Origin of the sequence: Tsukamurella strandjordii, from assembly GCF_039525985.1 — a bacterium.
Classification (GTDB): Bacteria; Actinomycetota; Actinomycetes; order Mycobacteriales; family Mycobacteriaceae; genus Tsukamurella; species Tsukamurella strandjordii.
Genome location: NZ_BAAAII010000005.1, coordinates 248,686 through 270,542, shown reverse-complemented (window position 1 = coordinate 270,542; position 21,857 = coordinate 248,686). Strand labels below are relative to the sequence as shown.

The 21,857-nt window shown below is 70.6% G+C and carries 23 protein-coding genes and 1 tRNA gene; 12 read left to right on the top strand and 12 right to left on the bottom strand.

Annotated features, from left to right (window positions below; all coding sequences use genetic code 11):
* Positions 1–18: 18 nt before the first annotated feature.
* Positions 19–1,665 carry an AMP-binding protein gene (locus tag ABD108_RS10375; RefSeq protein WP_343930220.1) on the top strand — a complete coding sequence of 549 codons (1,647 nt, stop codon included), beginning with the start codon at positions 19–21 and terminating at the stop codon, positions 1,663–1,665.
* On the opposite strand, the gene ABD108_RS10370 is transcribed toward ABD108_RS10375, so the two are convergent.
* Genes ABD108_RS10370 through ABD108_RS10355 form a run of 4 tightly spaced genes read right to left on the bottom strand, consistent with a single transcriptional unit; the run spans position 1,662 to position 5,266 of the window.
* Entirely contained in the window at positions 1,662–2,285 is a 624-nt protein-coding gene (locus ABD108_RS10370) for an ASCH domain-containing protein (RefSeq protein WP_343930219.1), read from the bottom strand. The genes ABD108_RS10375 and ABD108_RS10370 overlap by 4 nt on opposite strands.
* Before the next feature lie 4 nt (positions 2,286–2,289).
* Positions 2,290–2,757, bottom strand: a complete 468-nt coding sequence (locus ABD108_RS10365) for a mycothiol transferase (RefSeq protein WP_343930218.1) — start codon at positions 2,755–2,757, stop codon at positions 2,290–2,292.
* Entirely contained in the window at positions 2,744–3,781 is a 1,038-nt protein-coding gene (locus ABD108_RS10360) for a nucleoside hydrolase (protein ID WP_220658856.1), read from the bottom strand. Before ABD108_RS10360 ends, ABD108_RS10365 begins: the two co-directional genes overlap by 14 nt.
* Positions 3,782–3,808: 27 nt before the next feature.
* Complete coding sequence (locus tag ABD108_RS10355; protein WP_343930217.1) at positions 3,809–5,266, bottom strand: SDR family NAD(P)-dependent oxidoreductase; 1,458 nt, start codon at positions 5,264–5,266, stop codon at positions 3,809–3,811.
* A 72-nt stretch (positions 5,267–5,338) separates the two neighbouring features.
* Between ABD108_RS10355 and ABD108_RS10350 the strand changes: the two genes are divergently transcribed.
* Entirely contained in the window at positions 5,339–5,839 is a 501-nt protein-coding gene (locus tag ABD108_RS10350) for a gluconokinase (RefSeq protein ID WP_220659604.1), read from the top strand.
* Positions 5,840–5,872: 33 nt separating this feature from the next.
* Here ABD108_RS10350 and ABD108_RS10345 read toward each other — a convergent pair whose 3' ends face one another.
* The gene (locus ABD108_RS10345) at positions 5,873–6,862 is read right to left on the bottom strand and encodes a DUF4185 domain-containing protein (RefSeq protein WP_343930216.1); all 990 of its coding nucleotides are present in this window, start codon (positions 6,860–6,862) and stop codon (positions 5,873–5,875) included.
* 23 nt (positions 6,863–6,885) lie between these two features.
* Positions 6,886–7,353 carry a DUF417 family protein gene (locus ABD108_RS10340; RefSeq protein WP_343930215.1) on the bottom strand — a complete coding sequence of 156 codons (468 nt, stop codon included), beginning with the start codon at positions 7,351–7,353 and terminating at the stop codon, positions 6,886–6,888.
* 148 nt (positions 7,354–7,501) lie between these two features.
* Here ABD108_RS10340 and ABD108_RS10335 point away from each other — a divergent pair, with 148 nt between their 5' ends.
* The gene (locus tag ABD108_RS10335; protein ID WP_220658849.1) at positions 7,502–7,747 is read left to right on the top strand and encodes a hypothetical protein; all 246 of its coding nucleotides are present in this window, start codon (positions 7,502–7,504) and stop codon (positions 7,745–7,747) included.
* A 65-nt stretch (positions 7,748–7,812) separates the two neighbouring features.
* Here ABD108_RS10335 and ABD108_RS10330 read toward each other — a convergent pair.
* Positions 7,813–7,898: transfer RNA gene (locus ABD108_RS10330), tRNA-Leu, on the bottom strand.
* A 107-nt stretch (positions 7,899–8,005) separates the two neighbouring features.
* Between ABD108_RS10330 and ABD108_RS10325 the strand changes: the two genes are divergently transcribed.
* Positions 8,006–9,343, top strand: a complete 1,338-nt coding sequence (locus tag ABD108_RS10325; protein WP_220658848.1) for a M20/M25/M40 family metallo-hydrolase — start codon at positions 8,006–8,008, stop codon at positions 9,341–9,343.
* Positions 9,344–9,375: 32 nt separating this feature from the next.
* A complete protein-coding gene (locus tag ABD108_RS10320) occupies positions 9,376–9,912 on the top strand; it encodes a YbhB/YbcL family Raf kinase inhibitor-like protein (protein WP_305110617.1) in 537 nt (178 codons plus the stop codon).
* On the opposite strand, the gene ABD108_RS10315 is transcribed toward ABD108_RS10320, so the two are convergent.
* Genes ABD108_RS10315 through ABD108_RS10305 form a run of 3 tightly spaced genes read right to left on the bottom strand, consistent with a single transcriptional unit; the run spans position 9,913 to position 12,285 of the window.
* Positions 9,913–11,007: a quinone-dependent dihydroorotate dehydrogenase gene (locus tag ABD108_RS10315; protein ID WP_343930214.1), complete on the bottom strand. Its 1,095-nt coding sequence runs from the start codon at positions 11,005–11,007 to the stop codon at positions 9,913–9,915.
* A gap of 4 nt (positions 11,008–11,011) precedes the next feature.
* Positions 11,012–11,266, bottom strand: coding sequence for a DUF5703 family protein (locus ABD108_RS10310; protein ID WP_220658845.1), 255 nt, complete (start codon positions 11,264–11,266; stop codon positions 11,012–11,014).
* A gap of 8 nt (positions 11,267–11,274) precedes the next feature.
* A complete protein-coding gene (locus ABD108_RS10305; protein ID WP_343930213.1) occupies positions 11,275–12,285 on the bottom strand; it encodes a YncE family protein in 1,011 nt (336 codons plus the stop codon).
* A 63-nt stretch (positions 12,286–12,348) separates the two neighbouring features.
* Between ABD108_RS10305 and ABD108_RS10300 the strand changes: the two genes are divergently transcribed.
* Positions 12,349–13,194, top strand: coding sequence for an undecaprenyl-diphosphate phosphatase (locus ABD108_RS10300; RefSeq protein ID WP_305110928.1), 846 nt, complete (start codon positions 12,349–12,351; stop codon positions 13,192–13,194).
* Here the strand turns inward: ABD108_RS10300 and ABD108_RS10295 are convergent.
* Positions 13,181–14,044 carry a LysR family transcriptional regulator gene (locus ABD108_RS10295; protein ID WP_305110613.1) on the bottom strand — a complete coding sequence of 288 codons (864 nt, stop codon included), beginning with the start codon at positions 14,042–14,044 and terminating at the stop codon, positions 13,181–13,183. The genes ABD108_RS10300 and ABD108_RS10295 overlap by 14 nt on opposite strands.
* Before the next feature lie 70 nt (positions 14,045–14,114).
* Here ABD108_RS10295 and dapA point away from each other — a divergent pair, with 70 nt between their 5' ends.
* Positions 14,115–15,005 (top strand): 4-hydroxy-tetrahydrodipicolinate synthase, encoded by an 891-nt coding sequence (gene dapA, locus ABD108_RS10290; RefSeq protein WP_343930212.1) that lies wholly within the window; start codon positions 14,115–14,117, stop codon positions 15,003–15,005.
* On the opposite strand, the gene ABD108_RS10285 is transcribed toward dapA, so the two are convergent.
* Positions 14,992–18,003, bottom strand: coding sequence for an alpha-mannosidase (locus ABD108_RS10285; RefSeq protein ID WP_343930211.1), 3,012 nt, complete (start codon positions 18,001–18,003; stop codon positions 14,992–14,994). The two genes, dapA and ABD108_RS10285, sit on opposite strands and share 14 nt — an antisense overlap.
* A gap of 131 nt (positions 18,004–18,134) precedes the next feature.
* Here ABD108_RS10285 and ABD108_RS10280 point away from each other — a divergent pair, with 131 nt between their 5' ends.
* From ABD108_RS10280 to mshC, 5 genes are all read left to right on the top strand, one after another.
* The gene (locus tag ABD108_RS10280) at positions 18,135–18,350 is read left to right on the top strand and encodes a hypothetical protein (protein ID WP_305110610.1); all 216 of its coding nucleotides are present in this window, start codon (positions 18,135–18,137) and stop codon (positions 18,348–18,350) included.
* Positions 18,351–18,375: 25 nt separating this feature from the next.
* Positions 18,376–19,041, top strand: a complete 666-nt coding sequence (locus ABD108_RS10275; protein ID WP_343930210.1) for a histidine phosphatase family protein — start codon at positions 18,376–18,378, stop codon at positions 19,039–19,041.
* 61 nt (positions 19,042–19,102) lie between these two features.
* Positions 19,103–19,684 carry a DUF3090 domain-containing protein gene (locus ABD108_RS10270; protein ID WP_220658839.1) on the top strand — a complete coding sequence of 194 codons (582 nt, stop codon included), beginning with the start codon at positions 19,103–19,105 and terminating at the stop codon, positions 19,682–19,684.
* Complete coding sequence (locus ABD108_RS10265) at positions 19,685–20,473, top strand: SCO1664 family protein (protein ID WP_343930209.1); 789 nt, start codon at positions 19,685–19,687, stop codon at positions 20,471–20,473. It begins immediately after the preceding gene.
* A 126-nt stretch (positions 20,474–20,599) separates the two neighbouring features.
* Positions 20,600–21,844, top strand: coding sequence for a cysteine--1-D-myo-inosityl 2-amino-2-deoxy-alpha-D-glucopyranoside ligase (gene mshC, locus ABD108_RS10260; RefSeq protein WP_343930208.1), 1,245 nt, complete (start codon positions 20,600–20,602; stop codon positions 21,842–21,844).
* Positions 21,845–21,857: the final 13 nt, after the last annotated feature.

Here is a 21,857-nt window from a genome sequence, read left to right as displayed (position 1 = left end):
TCAGGGACAGGAGTGCTCATGAAGTTCAACCTCGCCGACATCTTCGAGGCGGTCGTCGACGCGGTGCCCGAACGGATCGTGCTCAGTTACAACGGCGAGCAGACCAGCTACGCCGATATGGACGCCCAGACCAATCGCGTGGCGCACCTGTTCGCGGCGCACGGCGTGGGCGCGTTCGATCACGTGGCCCTGTTCCTCAAGAACAGCGTCGAGCACGTGCAATCCCTGTTGGGTCTCATCAAGATCCGCGCGGTACCGGTGAACGTCAACTACCGGTACACCGCCCCCGAGCTGGAGTACATCTTCACCAACTCCGACGCGGTCGCGATCATCGTCGAACTGCCCGAGCATCAGCGGACCCTCGCCTCGCTGCTGCCCGCCCTCCCGGATCTGCGCACGGTCTTCGTGGTGGGGGAGACCACGCCCGAACTGGCAACCGCGGCCGCCGCCCTCGGCGACCGCACCGTCGAGGTGGTGCCCTTCTCCGAGTCCGAAAACCTCTCCGAGGAACGGAACTTCGAGCCCCGCACCGGCGAGGAGCACTACATCATCTACACCGGCGGGACCACCGGCTACCCGAAGGGCGTGGTGTGGCAGCACGACGACTTCTTCCGCAAGCCGCTCTCCGCGGGTGTCCCGTACGGTGGCGAACCGCGCACCTCGCTGGACGAGGTCGGCGAGGGCGCGAAATCCTTCCCGCCGCTGGCCTTCCTGATCGCGGCGCCGCTCATGCACGGCGCCGGGGCCTACTCCCTGTTCACCTTCTTCGTGCTCGGATCGCGGATCATCCTGGAACGCGATTTCAACGCCGAGCAGATCGTGCGGAACATCGCCCGTGATCAGACGCAGACCATTCTCATCGTGGGCGACGCCATGGGCATCCCGCTGGTGGAGGAGATGGAGAAGCAGAAGGACACCGCCGATTTCTCCTCGCTGTTCTCGATCACCTCGGGAGGCGCGATCTGGTCCAAGCACGTGCGCGACCGGATGGCCGCGATCAAGCCCGAGCTGATCCTGCGTGACAACTTCGGCGCCTCGGAGACGGGCAACGACGGCGTCATGCAGCTCGACGACGAGGGCAACCTGCACGCCCCGCCCACCGACAAGATGATGGTGGTTGACGAGCAGTTCGAGGAGATCACCACGCCCGGCGAGGTGGGCTACATCGCCCGCGTCGGCAACGTGCCGCTGGGCTACTACAACGATCCCGAGAAGTCGGCGCGCACCTTCCCCACGCTGAAGGACGGCCGCCGCATCTCGGTGCTCGGCGATATGGGGTACCCGGCGGAGGACGGCGGCATCGTCTTCCTCGGTCGCGGCAGCCAGTGCATCAACACCGGCGGCGAGAAGGTGTACGCCGAGGAGGTGGAGGCCACCCTGCACGGCCACCCCGCCATCGCGGACGCGCTCGTGGTCCCGGTCCCCGACGCCCGGTACGGGCAGCGGGTGGCCGCCGTCGTCGCCGTCGCCGAGGGCCAGGAGCGGCCCAGCATCGAGGACATCCAGACCTTCGCGCGCGGCGAGCTGGCCGGGTACAAGGTCCCGCGCACCGTGGTCTTCGTGGACCAGGTCAAGCGCACGCCGGCCGGTAAGGCCGACTACCGCTGGGCCAAGTCGACCGCCGAGGACGCGGCGGAACAGGCGGAGGAGGGCCAGCCCGCCTAACCGGCGTCCGGGCCGAGCCACGCCAGGTATGCGGCGCCGCGCGGGGAGAGCTCGTAGCCGACCTCGTGGCTGATCGTCAGGCCCATGCCCTTGAGCTTGCGGATGTCGGCCTTCATCGGCAGCAGTTCGACCCCGCGCTCGGCGGCGAGTTCCTTCGAGACGATGTGCGGGTGATCGCGGATCCACTCCAGGATGTCGCGGGTCCAGGGCCCGGTGGGGCGGGCGTCCAGCCGGGCGAGGCGGGCGGCGATCGCGGCCAGTTCGGCGTCGTCGGGCAGGGCCTCCCGCAGCGCGAGCCGCGGGTCCTCTCCGGCCCATTCGAGGTGGACGCGGTAGACGTGCTCGCCGCCCCGCGCCGAGCGCTCCCGGCGCGGGGCATCGGGATCGCGGGGCCGCAGGGCCCGTCGCAGCGCGGCGGCGTCCTTCATCCCGGCCGCCCGCGCGGCGCGATCGGTGATCTTCTCGACGTCGGGCACCTTGGTGACGCGCGTGAACCGCAGCAGGCCCGCCGGAGTGAGCTGGGTTCCGCCCACCTTCACGCGGGGCGCGTCCCAGCGGCGGTACTGAGTGGTCACGGTGCCGTCGCGGACGCCCTCCGCGATCGCCTTCGGTATGAGCACGGCTTCAGTGTGCGCCGTGCACGACCACGTCGCGACAGATCTCCATGTGCCCGGTGTGCTGGGTGAGCTCCCGCAGCATGTGGGTGAGCACCCTTTCGGGAGGGGCCGCGGCCGCATCGCGGCGGGTGGTGCCGCGCGCCTGCGGATTGCGGATCCCGATGGCGGCCACGGGCGCCCAGCGCGCGAGGTCGGTGCGGAGCCCGGCGACGATGCCGCGCGCCTGCTCGACGGTGCCGGTCGCGTGGAACTCCGCGGAGCGGTCGCGCGGGATGTCCTCGCCGGCCAGCAGCGAACCGCCCCAGTAACCGAGCGCGCCCCGCACGTGGGTCACGAGCGCGAAGACGGAGTTGCCGCCGGGGGTGGCCAGGTTCACCGTGGTGTCGTCGAGATCGCCGAGCACCGCGTCCACGGTGTCCAGCGTCTCCGCGGCCACCTGCAGGAAGGCCGCGATCTGTGCGTCAGACGCGGTCACGGGCGAGCCTCGCGATCGAATCGAGCAGATCGTCGAAGAAGGCCACCGGATCGGTGGCGACGGCGATCTGGGCGGTGTCCGGGCGATTCCAGGCGCCGTGCACGTCCGCGACGGTGGTGCCGCGGGTCAATGCCCCGCTCAGCTCCACGTCGACCGGGTACGCCCTGGTGCGCACGATCGACGGATCGAGCGCGACGGCGGCGGCGAACGGGTCGTGCATGTGCGCGATGTAGCCGAGGTCGTGGTCGCGGTGGAACTCGAAGTAGAACCGCACCGCATCCGAGGTGGCCCGCACCACGGGGTCACTCGCGGTGGAGCGGGTGCCATCGGGGTCCTGGGGATCGAGCACCTCGGCCGGGCTGCTCCCCGCGGCATCGGCGAGCCGCACGATGTGGTCGGGGGTGAGCTCGATCGTCTCGGTCAGGTCGAGCGGGCACAGGATCGGGAGCGGTACCCCGGTGCCGTCGAGCTCGCCGTAGGCGCGCAAGACCTCCCACAGCGACTCGGGATCGACGGCCACGTTCCACTCCGAGGTGGGAGTCGTGTTGCCGGGGTGCCAGAAGACGCCGCCCATGATCACGAGCCGACGCAGGCGGGCGAGGATGCCCGGATCGTCGCGCAGTGCCAGCGCGAGGTTCGTGCACGGGCCGGTGACGAGACCGACCACCTCGCCCGGATGCTCCCGGGTCAGATCGGACCAGGCCTGGGCCCCCGACCGGTCCGCCGGAGTGCGGGTGGGCGTGGGCAGTTCGGCGTAGCCGACGCCGAACGGACCGTGCGTCTCCTCAGTGGTGATGAGCGGCGCCGAGACGGGGGAGTCGGAACCGACGAAGACATCGATATCGGTGCGCCCCAGCAGCTCCAGCCAGGCGAGATTGTTCTCGACCACCTGGGGCCCGGGCACGTTGCCGGCCGTGGACACGATTCCCAGGATGTTCACCTCGGGCTTGGCCAGCAGGTAGAGCAGGGCCAGGGAGTCGTCGACACCGGTATCGCAGTCGAACAGGACCTTCGTTTCCGCCACGGAATCACCCTAGCGATCGGCCGCCCATCACCACGGTGAGGGCTTGTAGTCCTTGAGGAAGCAGCCGTAGAGGTCCACGCCGGCCTCGCCCTGCACGATCGGGTCGTAGACGCGGGCGGCACCGTCGACCAGGTCGAGCGGGGCGCGGAAGCCCTCCTCGGCGAGGCGCATCTTGGTGTGGTGCGGACGCTCGTCGGTGATCCAGCCGGTGTCGACGGCCGTCATCAGGATGCCGTCCTGCTCCAGCATCTCCGCGCTGGAGGTGCGGGTGAGCATGTTCAGCGCGGCCTTGGCCATGTTGGTGTGCGGGTGGCCGGGCCCCTTGTAGCCGCGGCCGAACTGGCCCTCCATCGCGGAGACGTTCACCACGTACTTGCGCCGCGCGGGCGACGCCGCGAGGGCGGGCCGAAGCTTCGAGATCAGGATGAACGGCGCCACCGAGTTGCACAGCTGCACCTCGAGCAGTTCGAGCGGCTGCACCTCCTCCACGGTCTGCACCCACGAGTTGGTGTGCACGAGGTCGGGCAGCAGGCCGCCGGCGTCGATGGCGCTGCCGTCCTCGATGCGCGCCGCCGACGACGATCCGCCGCGCAGCGCGAGCGCGGTCAGGGCCGCGGGGTCCACGGCGCTGACATCGCCCGACCGGTCGAGGGTGTGCCCGTCGAGGGCCTCGGTGAGAGCCGCCGGGTGGGCCGAGCTGGCGCGGCCGAAGCGGATGATCCGCTCGGCGAGCTGCGGCGGCACATCGCCAGCCTCGGCGTCGACCAGGGCGGAGTACGCGCCGGGCGAGCGGCGCACCGTCTGCGCGGCGTTGTTGATGATGATGTCCAGCGGCCCGCGGGCGGCGACCGCATCGGCGAGCGCGCTCACCTGCGACGGGTCGCGCAGGTCGATGCCCACGATGTGCAGCCGGTCGAGCCACTCGTCGCTGTCGGCCAGGGCAGCGAACCGGCGCGCGGCGTCGGTGGGGAAGCGGGTGGTGATAGTGAGATCGGCACCGTCGCGCAGCAGGCGCAGGGCGATGTACATGCCGATCTTGGCGCGGCCACCGGTGAGCAGGGCGCGGCGGCCCGTGAGATCGGTGGTGGCATCGCGCTTGGAGTGACTGAACGCGGCGCACTCCGGGCAGAGCTGGTGGTAGAAGGCATCGATCCGGGTGTACGGCTGCTTGCAGATGTAGCAGCTCTGCGGACGTAGCAGTTCTCCCGCGCTGTCGCCGGCGGTGGGCGTGGTCAGCAGGATGCCGGCGGTCTCGTCGTCGATGCGCTCGGCGTTGCCGGTAGCGGTGCGCTCGAGGACGTCGCGATCGGCCTCGCGGACCTTGGCCCGGGACTCCTTGCGGCGCATCCGCTTGAGCATCTTGAACATGTGCCCCACCGACCGCTGTACCTCGATCGATTGCGGATCGTCGGCGTCGAGGGTGGCCGCCGCCTCGAGGACGCGATGGAACGCGGCGAGGTCTTCGGCGGAGATCGGGTCGGACATGGGGCCTTTCCTGCCGGGTACTGCGGCGGGTCGTGATGTACTCGACAAGTGTCCACTATCCAGATCTGCGTGATGGGAGTGTCCGGCTCCGGGAAGTCGACCGTGGGGGCCGAGCTGGCCTCCCGCCTGGGCCGGAGCTTCGCCGACGGTGACGATTTCCACAGTGACGCCAACCGCGCCAAGATGGCCTCGGGCCGGCCCCTGACCGATGAGGACCGGTGGCCGTGGCTCGCCACGATCGGCGCCCATCTGCGCGACGAGATGGTGGCGGGGCGGCCCACGGTGGTGGCCTGCTCCGCACTCAAACGGGTCTACCGGGACCGGATCCGCGCCGCGGGCGCCAGCGTCTACTTCGTCTTCCTCACCGGCAACGAGGAGCTGTTGCTGGAGCGGATGCAGGGGCGTGCGGGGCACTTCATGAAGGCCGACATGTTGGCCTCGCAGCTGGCCATTCTCGAGCCGCTGGAGCCGGACGAGTTCGGTGTCACCGTCAACGTCTCGGGCGATATCCCGCAGATCGTGACCGAGGCACTGGCCGATTTCGCCGCCACCGAGGTGCCGGGAATCGCCTGATCACTCGGGGCGGGCCGCGAGGGCGACCGGACGCTACTGCACCCGCAAGGGGCCCTTGAACATCATCGATTTGTACGGATGGTTGTTCTGGGTGTTCCACTGCGAGACCACCAGTCGCGCCGAGCGCAGGGTGGAGCCCGGAACCAGGTAGCCGCCGTAGAGCTGCGCGACGCGGCCATCGGCGTGATCCTCGTCCTGCCACGACGACCCCTGCAGGAGGGTCACCGGCTCGGACCAGATGCCGTCGATCCGCTCGGCGAACCGCGCCGCGATCCGGTAGTGCGCCGCGTCGAAGTAGGTCATCACCCAGACTCCGTCGATCAGCGCCAGGCAGAGCTCGCCGTAGCCACTGCCGAGCGCCAGATCGGTGGGCGGGTTGCCCCACCGCCAGCCCGTGTCCGGGCGCCATCCCCACGGCTCCCAGGGCACGTCGACGCCGGGCGCAAGTGTGGCGAGCAGCTCGGTGCGGAGGCGGTGCAGCCGCAGGCCCTTGTCCCGGCTGAGGCCGCCGGTGGACAGGTTGTAGGTGTAGCCGTCCGGCGCGGGGCACAGGGCCCACATGTTCCGGCACCCGTCGGCCTGGCGGGCGTCGAACCGGGCCACCTCCCGCCAGGTGGCCGCGCGGTCGTCCGAGCGCCACAGGGCCGTCCGCACCACGGTGTCGAGGCTCTGCATCGTCATGGTGTGCAGGTAGAGCGCCCCGTCGACCTCGATGCAGGTGGTGGGAAGGATCGTGGAGAACTCGCCGGTGTCGTGGCTGTAGTCCAGCAGCTGCCGCGCGCGCTTGGAGTCCGGCCCCGCGGGCCGGGTGATGAGACCCGTAGCGGTCCCGAACAATCCGACGGGGGAGCGCCAGTCGCCCGCCCCGATGGTCAGCCCCTCGAAGGTGTCGCCGAAGACGTACAGGATCTCGCGACCCACCCGGCACGCGATTCCGAGGTCGGTACCGCCGACACCGAACCGGGTGACCGGCGTGATGTCGCGGACTTTGTGCATGCGGGGCAGCTCGAGCGAGATGGGCACACGGTCAGACTGCCAGATACCGGTCAGCCGGAGGCGACGGTCTCACGGTTCGGATCGGGCCTCACCGCGGATCGCGCCGTGCGCAGCAGCGCGAGCGATGCGCCCAGCAGCACGAGGTCCTTGAGCAGGAAGCCGCTCGGCGGCAGGAGGCCCCAGTCGTAGTCGATGGAGGTGAACAGGAAGGAGAAGGTCCCGAGGAAGGTGAGGGACGCGGCGGCCACGGCGATGTCATTGGCCGGTCGCGACCAGATACCCACGATCAGGGCGATCGTCGTCAGCAGCTCGATGACGCCGATACCCGACGACACCGCGCGCAGGTCGAACAGTCGCAGCGTCCACGACATGAGGGGGCTTCCGCTGATCAGTGGCTCGATCGCAGTGGCCTCGGCGGCGGTGAACTTGCCGAGGCCCTGCCAGCCGAGATTGAGGACGAGGCCCGCACGGATCACGTGAAGCCCCATGGTCTGCATGAAGTTCCGGTCGATGGTCACTGGTTCGACGGTAGCGACCGGATCCGGTGGAAACGGACATCGCACCGGGCTGTCAGGCATCCGTAAGAATTCGCGTGCGCCGCGTCCGGCGCGCACGCGATCGTCGGAACCGGCCCTACCGACGGCTCGTCGGGAGCACCATGGAGCCATGGACACGTTCAGCGGGACCGAGTTGTACGAGGCCTTCCACGCGGACTACGACGCGGTCGCCGACCGGGACGCGCGGATCTACGACGCCGACGGCCGGCTCCTGGCCGCGGGCAGGTTGTCGGGCCTGAAGCTGGACGAGTCCGGCGGTCGAGACAGCGTGGAGTACAGCTTCTCCTCGCTGCATCCCGACATCCCCTGGGCCGCGACGCACCGGGTGGAGCTGGCTCCGCAGCACGCGATCTGAGGATCACGGGGATTCGAGCCGGGAAAAGCGAAAGACCCCGGTGCGATACCGGGGTCTTTCGTCTGTGCGCGGAGGGGGACTTGAACCCCCACGTCCATTAGTAGGACACTAGCACCTCAAGCTAGCGCGTCTGCCATTCCGCCACCCGCGCGGGAAGCTTGTTCACAGTAATCCACGCCCGCCCGCTGCACCAAATCGGCACGTCGGGGTGCCTGCGGGCGCCGATCGGTGGCGGCGGCCGCGTGGTAGGTATAGAGCGTGGCTACCAGTGCAGTGAACGCGCTCGACGAGGTCGTCGACACCGTCAGCAATCTGATCCGCTTCGACACGTCCAACACCGGCGAGCTCGCCACCACCAAGGGCGAGGCCGAGTGCGCGCGCTGGGTCCAGGCCCAGCTCGACGAGGTGGGGTACGAGACCGAGTACCTGGAGTCCGGACAACCCGGCCGCGGCAACGTCTTCGCCACCCTCAAGGGCGCCGAATCGGGTCGCGGCGCACTCCTGGTGCACGGACACCTCGACGTGGTTCCCGCCGAACCCGCGGACTGGTCGGTGCACCCCTTCTCCGGGGCGGTCGAGGACGGCTACGTCTGGGGCCGCGGCGCGGTGGACATGAAGGACATGTGCGGCATCATGCTGGCGCTGGCCCGCCAGCTGAAGTCCACCGGGACGGTGCCGCCGCGGGACATCGTCTTCGCCTTCCTCGCCGACGAGGAGGCCGGTGGCACCTGGGGTTCGCACTGGCTGGTCGAGCACCGTCCGGACCTGTTCGAGGGCGTCTCCGAGGCCGTGGGCGAGGTGGGCGGGTTCTCGCTCACCGTGGACACACCCGCGGGCGGCAAGAAGCGGCTCTATCTCGTCGAGTCGGCGGAGAAGAGCCTGGGCTGGATGCGGATCACCGCCAAGGCCCGCGCCGGACACGGCTCGTTCGTGCACGAGGACAACGCCGTGACGGTGCTGTCGGAGGCGGTCGCCAGGCTCGGCCGGCATCGGTTCCCGCTGGTGCTCACCGACACCGTCCGCGAGTTCCTGCAGGCGCTGGACCTCGAGTCGACCATCGACATCGACGTCGAATCCCCTGATCTGGAAGGCCAACTCGCGAAGATCGGCGGCATCTCCCGGATCGTGGGCGCGACGCTGCGCGATACCGCCAACCCGACCATGCTGCGCGCCGGCTACAAGGCCAACGTGATCCCGCAGACCGCCGAGGCCGTGATCGACTGCCGCGTGCTGCCGGGCCGCCAGGAGGCCTTCGAGAAAGAACTGGACGAGCTGCTCGGACCAGACATCGAGCGGGAGTGGATCACCAAGCTCGAACCCTACGAGACCTCCTTCGACGGTGCGCTCGTGGACGCGATGAACACCGCGATCCACACCTTCGATCCGGACGGCCAGACGGTGCCCTACATGCTCTCCGGCGGCACCGACGCCAAGGCCTTCGCCAAGCTCGGCATCCGCTGCTTCGGTTTCGCACCGCTCAAGCTGCCGGAGGAACTGGACTTCGCGGCCCTGTTCCACGGCGTGGACGAGCGCGTCCCCGTGGACTCGCTGCTGTTCGGCACCCGCGTCTTCGAGCACTTCCTGCTCAACTCCTGACCCCCATCAGTACCGATGATCGAGAGGACACCATGACCGAGAAGTTCGATCCGTACGCGCCGCTGCCGCAGCTGCCCACGTTCACCCTGACCTCCACCACGTTCACCGACGGGGCGACGCTCGCCACCCCGCAACTGAGCGGGATCTTCGGCGCGGGTGGACAGGACGTCTCGCCGCAGCTGTCCTGGTCGGGCTTCCCCGAGCAGACGAAGTCCTTCGCCGTGACCGCCTACGACCCGGACGCGCCCACCGCCTCGGGTTTCTGGCACTGGGCAGTGGCCAACATTCCCGCCTCGGTCACCGAGCTCGCCGAGGACGCCGGCAACGGCGCGCCCGGTTCGCTGCCCGACGGTGCGGTCACCCTCACCAACGACGGTGGGATCAAGCGCTTCCTCGGTGCGGCGCCGCCCGCCGGCCACGGACCGCACCGGTACATCTTCGTGGTGCACGCCCTCGGCGTGGCGAAGCTGGATCTGCCGGACAACGCGACCCCGGCGTTCCTGGGCTTCAACCTGTTCGGCGCGGCGATCGCGCGCGCCAGGCTGACCGCGACCTACGCGCAGATCTAGCTAGCGGTCGACGCCGACGGCCTCGGAGATCGATGCGAAGCCGTCGGCGCGCAGCCGCGCCGCGAGCTGCTTCTGCACGGTGCGCACCCACAGCGGGCCGCCGTAGATGAACTGGGTGTACACCTGCACCAGGGAGGCGCCGGCGCGGATGCGCTGGTAGACGTCGTCGACGTCCTCGATCCCGCCCACCGAGATCAGGACCAGCCGGTCGCCGACCCGGGCCGACAGGCGCCGCAGCACCTCCAGCGAGCGCTGCTTGACCGGGTGGCCGGACAGTCCGCCGGGACCGATCGCCTCGATCTCCGCAGCGGAGGTGTTCAGGCCCTCCCGGCTGATCGTGGTGTTGGTGGCCACGATGCCCGCGAGCCCCAGTTCCAGTGCCAGATCGGCGACGGCGTCCACATCCTCGTCGGCGAGATCGGGGGCGATCTTCACCAGCACCGGCACCGTGACGGTGTCGAGCACGGCCTGGAGGACGGGCCGCAACGATTCGGTGGCCTGCAGGTCGCGCAGGCCGGGGGTATTGGGCGAGGAGACGTTGACCACGATGAAGTCGGCGAGCGGTCCGAGCAGCATCGCGCTCACCCGGTAGTCGTCGGCGGCGCCGTCGAGCGGGGTCGTCTTGGTCTTGCCGATGTTGGCGCCGATCGGCACGGCGGTCGGTCCGGCGTCGCGCTTGCGGAGCTCGTTCGCGGCGGCGCCGGAGCCGTAGTTGTTGAAGCCCATCCGGTTGATCAGGGCCTTATCCTGGGGGAGCCGGAACAGCCGCGGCTCGGGGTTGCCGGGCTGGGCGTGGGCGGTCACGGTGCCGATCTCGGCGAAGCCGAAGCCGAGCGGACCCCAGCCGTTGACGGCGCGGGCGTTCTTATCGAACCCGGCGGCCAGACCCAGGGGAGATGGGAAGTCGACGCCGAACACCGTCTGCGCCAGGATCGGATCGCGGAAGGCGAGCGTGCGGCGGATCCCGGTGCGCACCGGCGGCACGGCCGTGGTGCCGCGGATCAACCCGAAGACGAGGTGGTGGATCCGCTCGGGTGCCACCAGGAACATGGTGCGCAGCAACAGCCGGTACGCGGACGACGTCAGTGACGACATGGTGTTACAGCCCCTTCGTGGCGTCCGGCGGCAGCATGCCGGAGGTCTTCGTGCGGCGGCGGCGCAGCAGCACCCGGCGCGACCCGTCGGTGTAGAGCCGCACCCGGGACAACTCCCAGCCGCCGAATTCGGCCTCGATCGTGAGGCGCATCGCCGCGGTCACCCGCGAGACGTCCCGCGGCAATCGCAACGGCAGGAAATCGTACTCCTCACCGGAGTACGGATCGCCCGCGTCCCCCCGCGCCGTGCCCGCTGCCATCGGGCCTCCTACCTGGTCGGGATCGCCTGGATGCCGCCGCCGGTGGCCGACTGCACGTACACCGTGCCGGTCTTGGCGTCGGCGGCCACCGCGTTCGGCTGGCGGATCGTGGGGAAACGCAGCTTCGGGTCCGGCATGCCCGAACCGAGAGCGTAGCCCGCGATCTCGTTGGTCGCCGTCTGCGTGACCCACATCAGCTTGGCGGTCTCGTCGTAGGCCACGGCCCAGGGCGCGCTCGCCACGGGGTACTGGAACCGCAGCATGAAGGGGGCTATCGAGTACGCCAGGACTTGATCCTCGCTGGTGTCCACCGAGAGCATGCGGCCGAACGGGTCGATGACCGCGTTGGTGATGCCGCGCCCCACGCGCAGCGACTTGCCGGCCTTACCGCCGTCGAGGTCCAGCTCGGTGATCGACGCCTGGCGGCGGTCGACGACGGCCGCCTTGCCGTCACGGACCATGACGACGCTCGCCTCGACCGGGCCGGTGATGGTGCGCACCGGCGTGCTCACGTTGCGGTCCAGGACCACGATCCTCCCGTCGGCGGTGCCCGCCAACGCCAGGTGGCCGCCATCGGGGTACGCCGCGACGGTGAGCACGTCGCCGTCGAAGCGCGGTGAGCCCGCCTCGATGGCGTCGCCGTCCCTCGCGATGACACCGACGAGCCCCTTCGCCGCGACGAGGAATCCGCCACCGGCATTGGGGACCACCTGGTTCGCACGGCCCTCGATCGCCACCCGCCCGGTCTCCTTGAGGCCCTCGTCGACCGAGTACAGCACCACCGCACCGTCGGTGATGGCGGCCAGCCGCCGGCTCACCGGGTCGAAGGCGAGACCTTCGCCGGGCGCCGCGGGGGTCACCCGACCGGCGGGCGCCGCGGCGGGCTCCGGGGCGACCGCCGGGGTCGCGGGGGTGATCGTCGGGCGGTCCTCCCGGGCCGGGGTCGACGAGCAGCCCGCCGACACGAGGGACACGCAGACGAGGACGGCGACGACCGGGGCGAGGAATGTGCGGCTCATGATGCTTCGAAGTTACCGTCTGCGGCCGCCACGGCCCCGGGCCGGTAGCCTGCCCGGGTGGACATGACATGGATTCAGGCGATCGTGCTCGGCCTGGTGCAGGGCCTGACGGAGTTCCTGCCCGTCTCGTCCTCGGGCCACCTGCGGATCGTCTCGGAGATCTGGTTCGGCGACGACGCGGGCGCCTCGTTCACCGCGGTCACGCAGCTCGGCACCGAGCTCGCGGTGCTCATCTACTTCGCCCGGGACATCTACCGGATCGTGGTGGCCTGGTTCCGCGGCCTGGCGGACAAGACGCAGCGCGGGGTGGACTACCGGATCGGCTGGTACGTGATCATCGGCACCATTCCGATCGGCGTGCTGGGGTATCTGTTCAAGGATCAGATCCGCACGGCCGCCCGGGATCTGTACCTGGTGGCCACCATGCTCATCGTCTTCTCGTTCGTCATCCTGGCCGCCGAGTACGTGAGCAGTAAGTACTACGCCAACCGGCAGCGCCCGCTGGAGCAGGTGACCGCTCGCGACGGCATCATGATGGGACTGGCGCAGTGTCTCGCCCTGATCCCCGGCGTTTCCCGCTCGGGCGCCACGTCGAGCGCCGGCCTGTTCCTGGGGCTGACCCGCGAGGCCGCGGTGCGGCTGTCCTTCCTGCTCGCGATCCCCGCGGTCACGGCATCCGGCTTGTTCAGCCTCCCGGACGCCTTCGAGAAGGGCGGCCCGGGCCTGCACGCCTCCGGCCCGCAGCTGCTCGTGGCCACCGTGATCGCCTTCATCGTGGGCTACGCCGCGATCGCCTGGCTGCTGGACTTCGTCTCCAAGCACTCGCTGAACTGGTTCGTGGGCTATCGCATCATCGTGGGCGTCACCGTGCTCGGGCTGCTGCAGGCGGGCGTGATCAGCGCGCAGTGAGTGCGCTGCGCGCCGCACCGACGAGCGGGTCGCCGGCGGCGCCGCGGCGGTAGGCCAGCGCCGTGCGGCGCCGGATGTCGAGCGGTGCGAGGCGCACCGTGGGCGGCGCATCGGCGGCGGCCACGTCCGGGACGATCGCCACGCCCTGTCCGGCGTCGACCAGCGCGAGGACCGCGGCGAAATCGTCCGTGCGGTGGCGCACCCGCGGTGTGAATCCCGCGGCCTCGCAGGTACGCACCGTGGCGTCGTCGCACATCGTGCCCACGGTTCCCGAGATCCACTGCGCGGCGGCGAAGTCCGCCAGTGCGCCGGTGCTGTCGGCGGGTGTGGCCAGGTGTACGGCCTCCTCGAACAGGGGCTCGGTGTCGAGCGAGGGATCGTCGCGCCCGGGCAGGCAGTCGTACCGGTGCAGCAGCGCCACGTCGAGCTTCCCGGAGCGGAGCGCCTCCGGCGCCGTGGCGGGGTCGATCTCGGTGACCCGGACCCGCAGCTGCGGATGGTCGGCGGAGAGCCGGATCAGCGCGGGGGTGATCACCGTGCGCATCGCGGAGGGGTAGGCACCGATCCGCAGCTCGCCGGTCACGCTGCCGCCGAGCGCGTCGAGGTCGGCGCGCGCCTGTTCCAGGCGGGCCAGCACCGCATCGGCGTGCCCCACGAGGAGCCGGCCCGCCTCGGTGAGCCGGACGCTGCGGCCGGTGCGTTCGAGCAGGGGCGTCCCGGCTTCCCGTTCCAGCGTGGTGAGCTGCTGCGAGACGGCCGACGGGGTGTAGTCGAGGGCCTGGGCGACCGCGGCGATCGTGCCGCGCAGCGAGAGTTCCCGGAGCAGGCGAAGACGGTGCACATCGAGCATCAGATCAGCTTACGCTCGAAGTCGGATTTCCGCGCTGGTGCTGAAGCTCGAATCGAGCGACCGTAGAGCCATGCAGCTCACCGGCCTCCACGTCCCGCTCATCACCCCGTTCAACGGCGACGGCACCGTCGACCTCCCGGCGCTGGAGCGCCTCGCCCACGACCATCTCGACGACGGCGCCGACGGCCTCGTCGCGCTCGGCACCACCGGCGAACCCGCCACCCTCACCGATGCCGAGCGCGCCGTGATCATCGACCGGATCGCCGGCGTGTGCACCGACCGCGGCGCGGTCCTCACCGTGGGCGCCGGCTCGAACGCCACCGCTGCCTGCGCCGAGGCCCTGCGCGGCATCCACCCGCGTGCCGACTACGCGCTCGTCGCCGTCCCGCACTACACCCGCCCGTCCGAGGCCGGCGTGGTGGAGCACTACCGCCACATCACCGCGGCCAGCCCGGTGCCCGTGATCGTCTACGACATCCCGCAGCGGACCGGCCGCACGCTCGGTCTGCCCGCCCTCCTCGATCTCGCCGCGATCGACGGCGTCGCGGGCTTCAAGCACGCCGTGGGCGGCGTCACGGAGACCACGGTGCGCCTGCTGGCCGAGGTGCCGGACGGGGTCGCGGTCCTCGCCGGCGACGATGCTTTCGTGAGCGCGATCCTGGCCCTCGGCGGCCACGGCGCGATCTCCGCGAGCGCGAACGTGGCCGCGGGGGAGTTCGCCGCACTCATCGCCGCCTGGCGCGAGCGCCGCATCGAGGAGGCGCGCCTGATCGGTGGCTCGCTCGCTGCGCTGGCATCGGCCCTGTTCAGTGAGCCCAATCCCACCGTCATCAAGGGCGTGCTCGCCGCGCAGGGCCGGATCGCCACGCCCGACGTGCGCCTGCCACTGCTTCCGGCGTCCGATACCGCGGTCGCGGACGCCCTCCGCGCCACCGGCCGGGTGCTGGTCAGCGTCGACTGATCCGCAGCGTCCGCACCTCGAACGGGCGCAGCACCAGATCGCCGCCCACCCGCGGATCGTCGAGTTCGTCCTCGATGAGGCTGACCTCGTGGATACCGCCGTGCGGGAAGCCCACGGTGAGCGATCCGCTCGCGCGTCGGCCCAGGGCCTCGTACAGGCGCACGATCACATCACCCGAGCGGTCGTCGGCGAGCTTGACCGACGAGATGACGATGCCCTCGCCGGCGAGCGTCACCAGCGGCGCCACCGGTTCCGCGCCGCGCACCACCGTGTGCGGGGCGTTGAGCCGCTGGCCCTCGGTGGTCGCGATCGCCGGATCGGCGCCGACCACCAGGCCGACGGTGATCTCGTGCACGCCGTGATCGGTGTCGGGATCGGGGAACCGGGGCGCGCGCAGCAACGAGACCCGGACGGTGGTCGTGATCGCGCCGTCCGTCTCGTCGCGAGCGGTGTCGTAGCCGTACACCGAATCGTTGATCACGGCCACGCCGAATCCGTCCTCCTCGGCGAGCACGAAACGGTGCATGGAGGTCTCGAACTTCGCGGCCTCCCAGCTGGTGTTCACGTGGGTCGTGCGGCGCTGGAATCCGAATTGGGTCTCGGCGGCCGTCTCCCGGGCGAAGACGTCGAGGGGGAAGGCGAGCTTGAGCAGCTTCTCCGTCTCGTGCCAGTCGATCCGGTTGCGCAGCAGCAGCGTCCGCGAGCCGGGTGCCAGGGAGATCGTCTGCCGCAGCGACGATGCCGAGAACGACCGCTCCACGACGATCTCGGCGCTGCCCTCGACCACGGCGCCGCTGATCGACGTCGCCGCGCTGAGGTCCTCGACCCGATTGCGGTAGTAGCGGTCGATGTCCCAGGCATCCCAGGCGTTGGGGAAATCCTGGTGGAGCTGGAAGAGGTTGGCGGCGCGCCCCTCCGGGATCGCCTCCCTACCGGTGGCCAGATCGATCGCCGAGGTCACCAGACCGTCACGGGAGACGGTGACCGACACCAGATCGTTGGCGATGCGGAAGCCGCCGTCCTTCGGCGTGAGCACCACCGCCTCGCCCGCCGGTGCGGCCGGGGCCGCGCCGAGCGCACCGTCACCGTCGACGGGGGTGTGCACCGGCCGGAACACCAGGTCCACCTCGCCGGTCCCGGCGAGCACCGCCCGCGCCTCGGCGGCGAGTTCCTTTGCCTGCGTGAGCACCTCGGTGAGCACGGCGACGGCCTCGCGGTGCACCCAGGCGATCGAGGTGCCGGGCAGGATGTCGTGGAATTCGTGCAGCAGCACCTGCTCCCACAGCGCGTCGAGCTCCTGGTACGGGTACGTCGCACCGCGCTGCACCGCCGCGGTCGCGGACCACAGCTCGGCCTCCAGCAGCGCCTGCTCGCACCGGCGGTGCGTCGCCTTGGTGGCGTGTTGACTGGTGAGCGTGCCGCGATGCAGCTCCAGGTACAGCTCTCCCACCCACACCGCGGGGTCGGGGAGCTCGGCCTTCGCGGCGTCGAAGAAGTCGTCCGGATGCACCCAGTCGACGCGGGCGCTGCCCTCCAGGTTCGCCAGACGCTCCGCCTTGCCCGTCATCTCGCGGGTGGTGCCGCCGCCACCGTCGCCCCAGCCGACCGGCGCGATCGACCGCGTGGCCACCCGGTTCTCCTTGAACTGGCGGGCCGCCTTCGCGACCTCCATGCCCGACAGCGACGAGCAGTAGGTGTCCATCGGCGGGAAGTGGGTGAAGATCCGCGAGCCGTCGATGCCCTCCCACGAGAAGGTGTGATGCGGGAAGACGTTGCGCTGATTCCACGAGATCTTCTGGGTGAAGAACCATTCGAAGCCGGCCCGGCGCATCAGCTGCGGCAGCGCGGGGGAGTAGCCGAAGCTGTCGGGCAGCCACACACCCCTGCTCCGGATCCCGAACTCGCGCTCGAAGAACCGCTGACCGTAGGAGAACTGCCGCACCAGCGACTCGCCGGTGGGCATCACGGTGTCGGACTCGACCCACATGCCGCCGATCGGCAGGAACCGGCCGTCGGCGACGGCGGCGCGGATCCGCTCCCACACCTCGGGGCGGTGCTCCTTCACCCAGGCGTACTGCTGCGCGCTGGACATGCCGTAGAGGTACTGCGGCTGCTCGTCGAGCAGGGTGGTCATCGACGCGGTGGTCCGCGCGACCTTGCGGATGGTCTCGCGCAGCGGCCACAGCCACGCGGAATCGATGTGCGAGTGCCCGATCGCGGCGATCCGGTGCGCGCTGGCATCGGCCGGGGCGGCGAGCACATCCACGAGCGCGGCCCGGGCATCGGCGGCGGTCTCGGTGATCCGCTGCAGGTCGAGCGCATCGAGGCAGTCGTCGAGCGCCTGCAGGATCCGCATCCGCCGCGGCTGCGTCTCGGGCAGTTCGGCCTGCAGTTCCAGCAGTACCTCGATGTCCAGGGCCAGCCCGAAGACCTCCGGCTCGAAGACCGCCAGGTCCAGCGCGCGCACCCGGTACAGCGGCTCGGGCGACGAGGTGAGCACGTCGCCCTGCCGGGTGGGCAGGAACGGGTGGTAGTCCAGGATCACGGGGTTCGCGGCGCCCTCGATGAACAGCTCCACCTGCTCACCGCCGGCGGCGCTTTCGCTCACCGCGACCGCCTGATTACGCGGGTTGATGCCCTTGACCGGAACCGGCGCACCGTCGGGACCGCGGCGGTAGACCAGGCCCTCGCACTGGAAGCCGGTCTGGTTCACATCGAATCCGAGGTCGATGAGTGCCTCGACGCGTTTGCCCGCCCACTCGGCCGGGACCTCGCCGCGCAGCCGGAACCAGGTAGTGCCCCACGCCGGACCCCAGCGGCGGTCGTCGGCGAAGGGCCCGTACTCGAGCGCCAACGCCTCGGCCGGCGGAATCGGTTCGCCCGGCAGCTGGTTGGCCGCCACCTCCAGCGGTATCCGCGCCGAGTGGATGGCCGGCCGGATGCGCTCACCGAGTACCCGGTTGACGCGGCCGATGGTCAGGGAGGTCTCATCGTGCACGGGCGCAGCTCCTTCACGGACGCGGACATCGCGTGCCGCCGAGTCTAGGTGAGCGCACGGCCCCGATCCGGGGATCACGCGTCCGCCGAACGGGGGACGACAGATCCCCGGCCGCCCGTGAGAATCGGTGCATGTCCACCTCACCGCCCGATAAGCCGCAGTCCACCTCCTCGCTCACGCCCCGCAAGCTCATCGGTCCCGCGCTCATCGTGGTCGGCGCGGTGCTCGCGCTCGCCTTCCCCGACCTCCGGTTCTTCTGGTTCCAGGGTCGCCCGTTCGGGATCGTCCTGGTGCTGCTCGGCGTGTGGGAGACCTACAGCGCCTTCCGCGGCGGCGACGGGCGCTGATCGGTGCGCACCTAGACTCGTCGATATGACGGTCATCCTGATCCGCCACGGCCGCTCCACCGCGAACACCTCCGGGGTGCTCGCGGGACGCACCGAAGGCGTCGCCCTCGACGACACCGGGCGCGCGCAGGCCGCGGACCTCGTCGGACGCCTCGCCGGGGTCGACCTGGTCGAGGCCGTGCGCTCGCCCCTGCTCCGGTGCGAGCAGACGCTGGCACCACTGCTCGCCGCGCAGGACCTGCGCACATCCACCGACGACCGGCTCGTCGAAGTGGACTACGGCACATGGACCGGGCGGCCGATCTCCGAGCTGCTGCACGAACCGCTGTGGAAGGTGGTGCAACAGCAGCCCTCGGCCGCCGTCTTCCCCGACGGCGAGGGACTCGCGCACGTGCAGGCCCGTGCGGTGGCCGCGATCCGCGAACACGATCGGCGGATCACCGAGCAGTACGGTCCGGGTGCCGTCTGGGTCGCGTGCAGCCACGGCGACGTGATCAAATCCGTGGTGGCCGATGCCATCGGCACCCATCTCGACCAGTTCCAGCGCATCTTCGTGGCCCCGGCGTCGGTGTCGATCATCGGCTACGGGCCGGACCGGCCCGCCGTGCACTGCGTGAACTCGACGGGCACCGTCCGGCTGCCGAAACAGCCACCCAAGGAGGCCACCGTGGGAGGCGAGAGCGGCGCATGAGCGCGTCCGAGAGATACTGGAAGCCGATGATGCAGCACTCGCGACGAACCGGGGAGGTGGCATGAGCCGTTCCGTGCACATCTTCCGCACGCCCGATCGCTTCGTGGCGGGCACCGTGGGACAACCGGGCGACCGCACCTTCTACCTGCAGGTCGTCCACGATTCCCGGGTGATCTCGGTGCTGCTGGAGAAGCAGCAGGTGCAGGTTCTCGCCGAGCGGATCGGCGCGCTCCTCGACGAGGTGGCCCGCCGGTTCGGCACCGAGATGCCGCCCGCCGATGCCCCCGTGAGCGATCTGCAGCCGCTGGTGATGCCGGTCGACGCCGAGTTCCGGGTGGGCACGATGGGCCTGGGCTGGGACGCCGATGCCGCAGCCGTGGTGATCGAGCTGCTGGCGATCACCGAGCAGGAGCTCGACGAGTCCGTGGTGCTGGCCGACGATGCCGAAGAGGGCCCCGATGCGGTGCGGGTGTTCCTCTCGCCCGCCGCCGCCCGCGAGTTCGCCGCCCGCTCGGACCGGGTGATCGGCGCGGGTCGTCCCGCCTGCCCGCTGTGCGGGTCGCCGCTCGACCCGGACGGCCACATGTGCGTGCGGCTCAACGGATACCGCCGTGGTGGCGCCTTCGGTTCCGAGGCCTCCTAGGTGGACCTCGCCACCGCCGACCTGACCATCCTCGGTCGGATCACCACCGCCTCGAACGCGACACTGCTGTGCGAGCTGGGTGACGGCTCGACCCGGGACACCGGCGATCGTGCGGTGTACAAGCCCGTGCGCGGCGAGGCGCCGCTGTGGGACTTCCCGGACGGCACCCTGGCCGGCCGCGAGGTCTCCTCGTACCTGATCTCGGAGGCGCTCGGCTGGGGCCTGATCCCCGAGACGGTGCTGCGCGACGGTCCGCTCGGCCCCGGGATGGTGCAGCGGTGGATCGACGAGCCCGACACCGGCGACGATGCGACCGACCTCGTCGACATCTTCGACGATGATGCGGTTCCGGCGGACTACCTGCCGGTGTTCACCGGCTACGTGGAGGACTCCGCCGCGCAGGACGGGATCCGCGAGGTGGTGCTCGCGCACGCCGACGATCCGCGGCTGCGGCGCATGGCCGTGCTCGACGTGCTGCTCAACAACGCCGATCGCAAGGGCGGCCACATCCTCACCGGCACCGACGGCCGCCTGTTCGGCGTGGACCACGGCATCTGCCTGCACGCACAGCCGAAGCTGCGGACCGTGCTGTGGGGGTGGGCGGGCCGCCTCGTGGCCGAGGACATGCTCGCCGATATCGCGCGATTCGCGGACGCCCCGCCCGACCTCACCGGACTGATCACCGACGAGGAGCAGGAGGCGCTCGTCGATCGGGCGCGCCTGCTGGGAGAGCTCGGCACCATGCCGCTCCCGGATTCGCAGCGCCCGATTCCCTGGCCGCCCTTCTGATTCAGCTCCGTCCGTGCTGGTCGCGGCACGCGGCGTCGGTCTTCCGCTCATCTCGCCGCGGTTCCACCCGGGTCCGCCACCCGGCCCGGAAGACCGGCTCCTCCCGCGACGCATAGGGTGGGGGACATGCGTTCCTGGCCGTCTCCCGCCGTTCCCACCCTCTCCGGCCCGTCGGTGCCGCTGCGCCTGTTCGACACCTCCGATCAGACGGTGCGCCCGGTGAACCCGGGCGCCGTGTCGGGGATGTACGTGTGCGGCATCACCCCCTACGACGCCACTCACCTGGGACACGCCGCGACCTACCTCACCTTCGACCTGATCAACCGCGTGCTGCGGGCCAACGGCCACGAGGTGCACTACGTGCAGAACGTGACCGATGTGGACGATCCGCTGTTCGAGCGCGCCGACCGCGACGGCATCGACTGGCGTGATCTCGGCGCCCGCGAGACCGACCTGTTCCGCGAGGACATGGAGGCGCTGCGGGTGCTCGCGCCGCAGGACTACATCGGCGCGGTCGAGTCGATCGACGAGGTGGTCGAGCTGGTCGGCCGGCTGCTGGAGAGCGGCGCGGCCTACGTGGTCGACGACCCCGAGTTCCCCGATGTCTACTTCCGGGCCGACGCCACCGAGCAGTTCGGCTACGAATCCGGCTACGACCGCGCCACCATGGAGCGCCTGTTCGCCGAGCGGGGCGGCGACCCGGACCGCCCGGGCAAGCGCGACCCGATCGACGCGCTGCTGTGGCGCGCGGCCCGGCCGGGTGAGCCCTCGTGGTCGTCCCCGCAGGGACCGGGACGCCCCGGCTGGCACGTCGAGTGCGCCGCCATCGCCGAAAACCGGCTCGGGGTCGGCTTCGACATCCAGGGCGGCGGCAGCGACCTGATCTTCCCGCACCACGAGTTCTCGGCCGCGCACGTCGAGGCCGATACCGGTGCCCGCCGCTTCGCTCGGCACTACGTGCACGCGGCGATGATCGGTCTGGACGGCGAGAAGATGTCCAAGAGCCGCGGCAACCTCGTCTTCGTCTCGAAACTGCGCCGCTCGGGCGTCGACCCGGCGGCCATCCGCCTCGGCCTGTTCGAGGGCCACTACCGCACCGATCGCACCTGGTCGGACGACGTGCTGGCGCGCGCGCAGGCCCGACTCGACCTGTGGCGCAGGGCTTTCGCCGCCGAGTCGAGCCCCGACGGCGCGGAACTCGTGGGGCGGCTGCGGCGCTACCTCGCCGACGATCTCGACACCCCGAAGGCGCTCGCGGCGCTCGACGCGTGGGCCGAGCGGGCGGTCACCGTCGGCGGCCCGGATGCGGACGGTCCGGCCACCGTTGCGGCCGCAGTCGACGCCCTCCTCGGCGTTGCGGTATCGGCGTAGCGGCTCGTCGCGC

Excerpts from the sequence above, each read along its gene's own strand:
- ABD108_RS10375 (WP_343930220.1), top strand. The coding sequence starts at position 19 with ATGAAGTTCAACCTCGCCGACATCTTCGAGGCGGTCGTCGACGCGGTG.
- ABD108_RS10355 (WP_343930217.1), bottom strand. The coding sequence starts at position 5,266 with ATGTCCGACCCGATCTCCGCCGAAGACCTCGCCGCGTTCCATCGCGTC.
- ABD108_RS10350 (WP_220659604.1), top strand. The coding sequence starts at position 5,339 with ATGGGAGTGTCCGGCTCCGGGAAGTCGACCGTGGGGGCCGAGCTGGCC.
- ABD108_RS10335 (WP_220658849.1), top strand. The coding sequence starts at position 7,502 with ATGGACACGTTCAGCGGGACCGAGTTGTACGAGGCCTTCCACGCGGAC.
- ABD108_RS10320 (WP_305110617.1), top strand. The coding sequence starts at position 9,376 with ATGACCGAGAAGTTCGATCCGTACGCGCCGCTGCCGCAGCTGCCCACG.
- ABD108_RS10315 (WP_343930214.1), bottom strand. The coding sequence starts at position 11,007 with ATGTCGTCACTGACGTCGTCCGCGTACCGGCTGTTGCTGCGCACCATG.
- ABD108_RS10310 (WP_220658845.1), bottom strand. The coding sequence starts at position 11,266 with ATGGCAGCGGGCACGGCGCGGGGGGACGCGGGCGATCCGTACTCCGGT.
- ABD108_RS10305 (WP_343930213.1), bottom strand. The coding sequence starts at position 12,285 with ATGAGCCGCACATTCCTCGCCCCGGTCGTCGCCGTCCTCGTCTGCGTG.
- ABD108_RS10300 (WP_305110928.1), top strand. The coding sequence starts at position 12,349 with ATGACATGGATTCAGGCGATCGTGCTCGGCCTGGTGCAGGGCCTGACG.
- ABD108_RS10295 (WP_305110613.1), bottom strand. The coding sequence starts at position 14,044 with ATGCTCGATGTGCACCGTCTTCGCCTGCTCCGGGAACTCTCGCTGCGC.
- dapA (WP_343930212.1), top strand. The coding sequence starts at position 14,115 with ATGCAGCTCACCGGCCTCCACGTCCCGCTCATCACCCCGTTCAACGGC.
- ABD108_RS10280 (WP_305110610.1), top strand. The coding sequence starts at position 18,135 with ATGTCCACCTCACCGCCCGATAAGCCGCAGTCCACCTCCTCGCTCACG.
- ABD108_RS10275 (WP_343930210.1), top strand. The coding sequence starts at position 18,376 with ATGACGGTCATCCTGATCCGCCACGGCCGCTCCACCGCGAACACCTCC.
- ABD108_RS10270 (WP_220658839.1), top strand. The coding sequence starts at position 19,103 with ATGAGCCGTTCCGTGCACATCTTCCGCACGCCCGATCGCTTCGTGGCG.
- mshC (WP_343930208.1), top strand. The coding sequence starts at position 20,600 with ATGCGTTCCTGGCCGTCTCCCGCCGTTCCCACCCTCTCCGGCCCGTCG.